Source organism: Nostoc sp. UCD121 (assembly GCF_014222285.1).
Classification (GTDB): Bacteria; Cyanobacteriota; Cyanobacteriia; order Cyanobacteriales; family Nostocaceae; genus Nostoc.
Genome location: NZ_JACKZS010000574.1, coordinates 1 through 274 on the forward strand (window position 1 = coordinate 1; position 274 = coordinate 274).

Consider the following 274-nt stretch of genomic DNA (forward strand, 5'->3'; position numbering starts at 1 on the left):
CCTTGACGAAGAACGTTATCTGCTTCAGACAAAGCTTCAAGAAGTGGAGTTTTCTTGTCAACAATTTCTAATAAGTTGTTGTTTGAGATAATCAAGAGAGTATCAACATGTTCGCGAAGTTCGTTAATCCCTTCGACTGCAAATTGACCACGTTTGCTTCCTTCGAAACCGAATGGACGTGTCACAACAGCAACAGTCAAAGCACCTAAACCTTTAGCGATACGAGCGATAACTGGTGCAGCACCTGTACCAGAACCACCACCCATACCAGCAG

The 274-nt window shown here is 43.8% G+C and carries 1 pseudogene; it reads right to left on the reverse strand.

The features are described from left to right. Positions 1-274 (reverse strand): annotated as a pseudogene (locus tag GNF10_RS39600) (cell division protein FtsZ); the annotation flags it as partial.